The 8,830-nt window shown below is 51.9% G+C and carries 3 protein-coding genes; 2 read left to right on the forward strand and 1 reads right to left on the reverse strand.

Going from position 1 to position 8,830, the window contains the following annotated elements:
* Window positions 1-502 precede the first annotated feature (502 nt).
* Window positions 503-5,848, forward strand: coding sequence for a dermonecrotic toxin domain-containing protein (locus GHO25_RS05975; protein ID WP_153390130.1), 5,346 nt, complete (start codon window positions 503-505; stop codon window positions 5,846-5,848).
* An 86-nt stretch (window positions 5,849-5,934) separates the two neighbouring features.
* Here GHO25_RS05975 and GHO25_RS05980 read toward each other — a convergent pair whose 3' ends face one another.
* The gene (locus GHO25_RS05980; RefSeq protein ID WP_048367889.1) at window positions 5,935-6,198 is read right to left on the reverse strand and encodes a DUF2790 domain-containing protein; all 264 of its coding nucleotides are present in this window, start codon (window positions 6,196-6,198) and stop codon (window positions 5,935-5,937) included.
* Window positions 6,199-6,615: 417 nt separating this feature from the next.
* Between GHO25_RS05980 and acs the strand changes: the two genes are divergently transcribed.
* Window positions 6,616-8,571 carry an acetate--CoA ligase gene (acs, locus tag GHO25_RS05985; RefSeq protein WP_153390131.1) on the forward strand — a complete coding sequence of 652 codons (1,956 nt, stop codon included), beginning with the start codon at window positions 6,616-6,618 and terminating at the stop codon, window positions 8,569-8,571.
* Window positions 8,572-8,830 lie beyond the last annotated feature (259 nt).

Raw genomic sequence — 8,830 nt, forward strand, 5'->3', positions numbered from 1 at the left:
GATGGTTTGGTTTGCACACGGCCCATAGGCCACTTGGATCTAAGAAATGTTGCTGCAGTAGCGGTTTACGCACGCATAAACATGAATGTGTTCGGGGCCGACCCGCTGTCGCTCGGGGGATGCAGTAACGATAGCATCTCGCCCTGGCCTTTAAAGCCGGAGCAGCTTGGTGGTCAGCCCGCTCAGGGTGTTAGCACCCTTTGGAGGGCGCAAGTATACGGGGTTTGTACAGGGTATTTCAGCCAGTTTTTTTTCGGCCGATGCGACGAAATGACCTAAATTTGGCCTGGACTTCAACACAGTGGCGGCCGGGCACGGCTTTCCCGGCTCAGGACCGGTCGGCCGGTATTTTTATGAGAGGCCACAAGCACGGCAGGGCGAGACCGATGTTCGTATAGCTCTATGTAGTGCCTGTGCAAGCGGCAAGACACGTAAGGTCTTTTTCATCAGGGTGCGTGACGTGGATGACGCGTAACTGCCCATCCATGAGAAGGTCGCCAAAATGAGTCAAATAGAAGCGTTTAAGTATTATTCGGAAAATTCTTTAAGATCGAGTTTTGAACAGTGTACGAATTCAGCGCTTGCTGAGGGGGTGATCACCGGCGCTGAAAAAATTTGGCTTCAACAAGCCTGGAGGGCTTATGCGGTTAATACAGTGCCTGCGATTGCGCCGCTGTATGCGAGTCAATTGACGTTAGCGCGAGCAGATGACCAGCCGGAATTTTTACGAGGGGCAGTTGTACTTGCCAGCGGGGTACTACCTTCGGACACTTATTATTTTTATAGCTTAATGACGGGGCTTCACAAGTTCTTGAGCAGGGCTGATTTAGTCAGGGCTATAAATGAACAGTTTATCGTGAATGATATATCCCCTCTTTTACACTGTCTTCCCTTGGCCAGTCGGCATGCTTTATTGGGCGAAGATGTGATAGATGTGCAGTTGTTGCCGCTGGCGTTACCCATTTTCAAGAGCCTCAGCCAACTCTTTGAACGCTCATTGGGAAATGATCAGTTTGTCGTCCATCAAGTGGTGTCGCACATACCCTCAATTCGATCTGTTCTATTTGACAGGCTCAAGTCCAAGCAGGAAGAAAGAAGGCTGGCCACTCCGGCAGAGTGTGCAGGAAGTGTTATCACGCGTGAAATGACAATCAATAGCTCTTTGGTGGATTGGGCGTTCGAATATTATTTGAAAAAAGCGCTGCCCAAGCAGGAGGGCTTCAGCTATGCCCCGCGCTTAGCCTGCGGCATTGAGCGTGGCAAAAGCAGTGCTGAGATAGAGTTGGAATTTGTCAGTTTTCTCCACGACTCTACCCATGATCTGGTGAGCACGTTTAGTAAGGCGATAGGCCAATACTGGAATGAGTCACGAGGATTTTTTCCCAGTTTAAAGGTATGTGTGCATGACACTTTGAGTGAGCGTCTATATAGCAGTCTTATGCAGGCGCAGCATGATGGAGCACTCTCTGCACTGGACGTAAAACAGTTGCAAGAACGTATGCAAGGCGTTGACGTGTCACACGTTGAGCTTGCGTTGATACACCTTAAGCAAGCAGCGGATGCCCCCGTTGAGTTGGTAGCCTGGTACGGTCTTTTTATTGACGGTGTCGATGGCCGATTCGTTGTGATGGGGGACCGGGGGCTGGAAGTATTTAACAATTGGTCGCATTTTCAGCGTGTTACATCCCCTCGCTTCAACGTGTTGCTTCCCAAGGAATTCGAGAGCGGCCCGCCGTTGCCCAATGATCATCTGAGTCGGTATGTGGCGCGAGCGGACAGTGTTCGGTGGAGCGCTTCAAACCCCATCAACATAGGGTATACCGTGTTGCAGGGGGACGTGTACGCAGCACTGGAATCTCAGATTTATAAAAAAGTGCTGTCCGATATGGGGTACTTAATTGAGTGGTTAGAAGTTGATCGTATTTATGCGGAGTCTTTGACATCTGCGGATTATGCAAGTACCGCGTTGGCTGTACTGGACGATGCCCTCAATATAATGACATTGCTGAATCCTGATCGATCCATCCCGTTTGACAATTATCGTTGGAGCACCCGATTTTCACTGGGTGAAACGATGGCCGAAACAACCGCTGAATTGCTTGATCAGCTTAACGTTCCGATTGATCTCATTCGGTTGCGTATTGAGACGTTGGAGCAGGCGGTGACAACACAGCTATCAATGTTCCCAACCGTGAGCGCCTTCTGCAAAAAAAAGTTGGCTGAACTATGGCAGTTAAGTGGGCGAGACTCACTTGACCCTGACAATGTCTTGGTAAGCATTATGGGTCCAGAATCTAACGCATCCTCAGCAGACGTGCGTGCCATGCCGTTGGTCGATGCATTTTTAGAGCATGTAACGGGAAAACAGCCTTTACCTGGCGAACCCACACGAGTCCGATTTGAGCGGACAGCAGAGGCGTCAGAGCAGGTCGCGTATTTTGCTGCGGATGAGAACCTTGTTCTTCATGGCGTCTTGCTTAAATTGGCCGATGATTTTGCCAGCCAATTTGAACTGTACCTTGAGCGGTTCGTTTTTAAAGATCAGTTACCCTCGGGTAACACGTTGCTGCATGATCTGGTGCTACTGAAATCTCAGTTGCTATGGGCGGGTGGATACTATTTTTTTGGTCATGACAAACGACTTGGTCAGCAGGACGTTGGTTGTTTGACAGCGCTGCAGACGTATAGAGTTCGATCGAACCGACCGTCCTATTACTATTTTGTGCCTGAGGTTTACCGGATATCGGTGTATGAGAAGAGCACCAATTTTACGGCGTTTTTAGAAAACTGTTTTTTGATTACCGAGAGGGGCGGGCTCCAGCCAGCCTGCGCGGGACATGCTATTTTTTGGTCCCCTGCACGACAGTACGAAGCATTTAATTCAGTTGATGAATGTCGCGCTGTATTACGACAACGTATTCTTGATCCTGTTGATTATGTAGAGTTGACAGGCACTATTAATAGTCTTCAGCGCGCCGCTATTCTTGAAAGCAAAGCGTTGTTGAGCACGACCGATGATTTGTTTTATTTTTCTGTTGTTGAGGGGGACTACTTGCTTGAACTGGAGAGTAGCCGTCTGCAACACCATCTTGATGACGCGCGACGTGCTTATCATCAGGGCGTTGTTGCGAAGGTTTCAAGTCAAGAACTTCAAGACCGTGTCGACAACTATATTGTCGCCGTTGAGGCCGGTTTTAACGTGGCATCGTTACTGCTGCAAGCCGATACTGTGCTGTTTGAATCCGCCCTGCCTGAGGTGCTGGCCCACGCCACAATGAAAGAAAAATATGACTATTCGCGTATTTTGCAACGTTATCGTAATGCGGTGGTTGATGATCGCGATTATTTGCATGGCATTGTGGGCATTGACGAGTACACGTTCAAAGCGCTTAAAAAGCAACTGGCTCTGGACTTTCCAATGCAGTCGTTGGACCCGGAGGCCGTTAATGTCATTATCACTCAAACGAGTTCGCCTGGCTGGTCAGGAGAAATTGCATCGCTGGGTAGTGCAGTGTCCAGTACAAGTCAAACATTAAGCGCGTATGCCTTGCGCGGGTTCGGGCAATTGACAGGCCATCTGACTTTTTCGGTGTCGGGGAACGTTTCACTGCCAAATGACTTTAATGAACATTATGTAAAATCGTTAGTCCGAAAATTAAACGTAGGTGAAGAATATCGCACCTTGCTTGAGAATAAGTTAATAGTGGATGCGGAGGAGTCTAGCGGTCGCTTTAAGTTATTTTGTGCTCAGTTACCGCCACAGATGCTGGAAATAGCATTTCGGGATAAGTTAAAAGGGGTGCTCAGTGAAAAGGCTTACTGCTACCTGGAGCATGTTCTCAATATGCCTGATGCAATGGCGCGGGAATTGTTTGAAGGTCATCGTATCGTTATGCGCCCACTTGCTATCCGGTCCAGTCCCGATGCAGTGCCTGATGAGGTCAGTGGGGTATACCTGGTCGGGCCTGATGCCAAGGCGGTTGGCCCACTGATTGTGGTCGTCATGTACAGTCGTGAATATTCAATTAAAGAGTACCCTGATGAGGCGAGCTTTATAGCGGATATCATCAATCGGGAAGTTCTGCAAACTCAACTATTAGGTCGCCTGAAACCGTGGCAACGCAAAATATACGCGAATGGCGGTTTTAAAGAGCCGCATATTAATTATATTAGCCAAGATTTTTTCAGTGTTGATCTGTTCGTGACGCCAGCACCCGTGACGATTTCGCAGGCTGACTACACGGGGAATTTACTCTCAAAAATGTATAAGGATAATTGCCAGCAGTTACTGGGCATGGCGAAATCTCAATCGGTTACCACAGCTGAGAAAGATTGGGCTTCTTTCAAGGAGCTGCTGTCATTGGTTATGGCAACTGCGATCCAGTTTATGCCCGCGCGGTTGGCTATCCCTTTGACAATATGGCAAACCCGAGACACCTTGAAAGCGGCAGCCAGTGCTGCGTCCCAGGCCCACTGGGGGGAGGCCGTGACCGAATTTGTGACCAGCCTGTCGATGCTTTTGACGTCAAGACAGCCCAGAGCATCAGAGCGCAATGCGGGCACTACTGAAGTCAAGTCCTTAGACTCAGTTTATGGAGCACCTGCCGTATCCGAGGGGGCGGGTGGGCAATCACGGTGGACGGCACAGTATGAATCAGCACTTGAGCCCTACATAGAGCATGCCGTTTCATTATCAGAGTTAAAGCATGACCCGCTAACCGATATCTATCAGAGTGTATTGACTGAAAAATATTACGCGGTCGTTCTCGGCAGAGTATTTCAAACACAGCTTTTGGAAAGGCGCTGGCGGATTTACATCGGTGCTGATCAGGACGGACCTGCCTTGCGTCGCGACAGCGCATCTGGCCGTTGGGATGTCGACGTCAGGGAGCCGCTGGCTGGCGGCGGTCCGATACTCAGCAGGCATGCACCACCGCGTGGTGGGTATGGCTTCATTAAAGAAGCTGTTGGCATGGCCCAGATTAGAGCGCTTTATCCAGGCAAGGCAACGGCCCTCCAGGAGGCCCATCAACGGGCGATTGCTTATCTGAATGAGGGGCGCGATGTGCTCAGGCATATTTTTGAGAATGACGTGACTTCGCTGGCGCATGCTGCGTGGTTGAGAGATTTTCTCGGCGTTTCTCGCTTGAGCTTGGTCCAAACCCGAAAAATAGATTCAGTCATCGGTCTTATTTTTAACCGCTTGATCAAACCCTCCATGAGCCCGATAAGTTCAAAACGGTACGTAGTAGGGCGTGGCCATATTTATGGCGCTGAGCGCATTGCTTTTGTGAATATGCTGGATAAACGTAAATATATTTATTTATCAGACGCTTTTTTTAATACCCCATTGGATACCCGTCTGGCCGGGACGATGGACGAGCTTAAAACCACTGTGCCGCCCTTTGATTTCAATGGCCACTTCAGAGCAGTTACGATGATTCACGAATTAAGTCATCAAGTCGCGGGTTCAGAAGATATTGCTTACATGAACTCGGCTCTTCCGTTTGTTGAACTGTTGAAGGATGTTGTGCCAGTAACGTTCAGCTCGGCAAGCAGAAACAGGATCATGCAGGCCCAGGCCTTGTCTGCACTGACTCCCCGTCATGAGTTGTTCAAGATGCAAGATTCACAACTTATGCCCAGGCAGGATGTCGGCTTGCGAGTGTCTGAACATATTATGAAATTGACGGGCGCACTGACGCTGGATAATGCGCGGGACATATTCATCAATGATGAGTTAATGCGCGCAGAAGTCATTCTTTCGAATGCCGACTCGTTGGCACTGATCATCAGTCGATTAGGCGGGGGGCGGGAAAACTATAGCGTGATCAGGTTGGGGCCTTAGCATTTCTCGCTGAACAAAAAGCCGCGGCGGGCTGCACTGTATTCAATGCGCGCCCTGCCGCATATCGCTGGGGGATAATATGTTTTTTAACCGTTGGAGCAACCGTTACCCATGACACGGTATTCGAGAGTGTGCTTGATGCCTTGCGAGTCTTCGTAAACCATGCGGGCCGGTACTACTTCGCAAACATTAGGGATTTCGCTCATGGAAATCACTTTGGCAATATCAAGTTCGGAAGAGTAGGAATAGTGTTCTACAACCGGTTGCTGGTGCGAGACCTGAGTACTTGCTTCATCAGCAAACGCGCTAACACACACACTGCTGAGGGCCAGAACTAACAACGCTTTCATTTCGTATTTACCTGTCTAGGGTCGAGTGGGGTCACGCGGCCCTTGTGAGGCTGCGTGTGAAACTTGGTTTAAGTAAGAGCGATTAAACATGCCTTCGTGGGGGCTGTAACTTGCGTTAATCGCGGTGCCTTGGTTGGCGAGGTGAATTTTAGGCCGCTGCCGGGCGGGCATATAGAGGGGCTTTTGATAAAGACTGTTGACAGATTCTGCAACAATCGTCGAAAACAGACGGTGTTTACAGGTATTTCAAATCCGTCGACGCGGGGTAAAGCGCTGTAAGCATCGGTCTTGAGCCTTGCGCGGAAAAACCATGGTTTTTCTGGGTGTTTCTTACTACCAACGTCGAATGGATCTCACGCCAAGGCCCGGCTAAAACAGGGTCATAAAACAACAACTACAAATATAGAGGTATGAAACATGAGTGCCGCTTCCCTGTATCCCGTACGCCCTGAAGTTGCAGCCAATACGCTGACTGACGAGGCGACCTACAAGGCGATGTACCAGCAATCGGTCATCAACCCGGATGGCTTCTGGCGTGATCAGGCCAAGCGTCTGGACTGGATCAAGCCGTTCACCACCGTGAAGCAAACCTCCTTTGACGACCACCATGTCGATATCAAATGGTTTGCCGATGGCACTCTCAACGTTTCCTACAACTGTCTGGACCGCCACCTCGCCGAGCGCGGTGATCAGGTCGCGATTATCTGGGAAGGCGACGATCCTTCCGAACAGCGCAACATTACCTACCGTGAACTGCACGAAGAAGTGTGCAAGCTGGCCAACGCCTTGCGCGGCCAGGACGTTCACCGTGGCGACGTTGTGACTATCTATATGCCGATGGTGCCCGAGGCGGTTGTCGCCATGCTGGCCTGTACCCGCATTGGTGCGATTCACTCGGTGGTGTTCGGTGGCTTCTCGCCAGAAGCGCTGGCCGGGCGGATTATCGACTGCAAATCTAAAGTGGTGATCACTGCTGACGAAGGCGTACGTGGCGGCAAGCGCACGGCATTGAAAGCCAATGTCGACGTGGCGCTGACCAACCCTGACACCTCCAGCGTGCAGAAAATCATCGTGTTCAAACGTACCGGCGGCGACATCGCTTGGTACAAGCACCGTGATATCTGGTATCACGATTTGATGGCCGTGGCTTCGACCCACTGCGCACCCAAAGAAATGGGCGCCGAAGAAGCCCTGTTCATCCTTTATACCTCGGGCTCCACGGGCAAGCCGAAGGGCGTGCAGCACACCACCGGTGGCTACCTGCTGTATGCCGCGCTGACCCATGAGCGTGTGTTCGATTACCGTCCGGGCGAAGTTTACTGGTGCACGGCGGACGTGGGCTGGGTCACCGGCCACACCTACATCGTCTACGGCCCGCTGGCCAACGGCGCGACCACCGTGTTGTTTGAAGGGGTGCCGAACTACCCGGACATCACCCGCGTGTCGAAAATCGTCGACAAGCACAAGGTCAACATCCTCTACACCGCGCCCACCGCCATTCGCGCCATGATGGCCGAAGGGCAGGCGGCGGTTAAAGATGCCGACGGCTCAAGCTTGCGCTTGCTGGGTTCGGTGGGTGAGCCGATCAACCCTGAGGCCTGGAACTGGTACTACACCACAGTCGGCAAAGAACGCTGCCCGATTGTGGATACCTGGTGGCAGACCGAAACCGGCGCGTGCATGATGAGCCCGCTGCCGGGCGCCCATGCGCTCAAGCCGGGGTCTGCTGCGCGTCCGTTCTTTGGTGTGGTGCCGGGGCTGGTGGACAACCTGGGCAACCTGATCGAAGGTGCGGCCGAAGGCAATCTGGTGATTCTGGATTCGTGGCCGGGCCAGGCACGTACCCTGTACGGCGATCATGATCGCTTCGTCGACACCTACTTCAAAACTTTCCGCGGCATGTACTTCACTGGCGACGGTGCGCGCCGCGATGAAGACGGCTACTACTGGATCACCGGTCGTGTGGACGACGTGCTCAACGTGTCTGGCCACCGTATGGGCACAGCAGAAATCGAGAGCGCGATGGTTGCCCACTCCAAAGTGGCTGAGGCGGCTGTTGTCGGCGTGCCCCATGACATTAAAGGGCAGGGCATCTATGTCTACGTCACCCTTAATGGTGGCGAAGAGCCGAGCGAGGCGCTGCGTCAGGAGCTGAAAAACTGGGTGCGCAAGGAGATCGGCCCGATTGCCTCGCCCGATGTCATCCAGTGGGCGCCGGGCTTGCCGAAAACCCGCTCGGGCAAAATCATGCGCCGTATCCTGCGCAAAATTGCCACGGGTGAATATGACGGCCTGGGCGATATCTCGACCCTGGCGGATCCGGGCGTGGTGCAACACCTGATCGACACCCACAAGAGAATGAAGGTCGCCTGACGCCTCCTTCGTTGTAACAAAGCCCCGCCTGACGCTGTCAGGCGGGGCTTTTTATTTGGCCGATCAAATCCCCGCCCAACCTGTAGGAATGGCCGAAGGCTGCGATTTTTTAACGAACAAAAGATCGCGAGGCAAGCGAGCTTTTATCAAACAGAAATTAACTGATTAATACCTAAGGCCCTGTAGGAGGGGCCGCCCCGTCTTCGACGCCGCGCTGTCGCGCAGCAAACTGGGTCTAGAGTTGAAGAGCGCGCGCGGG

Source organism: Pseudomonas sp. FSL R10-1350 (genome assembly GCF_009600525.1).
Taxonomy (GTDB): domain Bacteria; phylum Pseudomonadota; class Gammaproteobacteria; order Pseudomonadales; family Pseudomonadaceae; genus Aquipseudomonas; species Aquipseudomonas helleri.

Excerpts from the sequence above, each read along its gene's own strand:
- GHO25_RS05975 (WP_153390130.1), top strand. The coding sequence starts at position 503 with ATGAGTCAAATAGAAGCGTTTAAGTATTATTCGGAAAATTCTTTAAGA.
- GHO25_RS05980 (WP_048367889.1), bottom strand. The coding sequence starts at position 6,198 with ATGAAAGCGTTGTTAGTTCTGGCCCTCAGCAGTGTGTGTGTTAGCGCG.
- acs (WP_153390131.1), top strand. The coding sequence starts at position 6,616 with ATGAGTGCCGCTTCCCTGTATCCCGTACGCCCTGAAGTTGCAGCCAAT.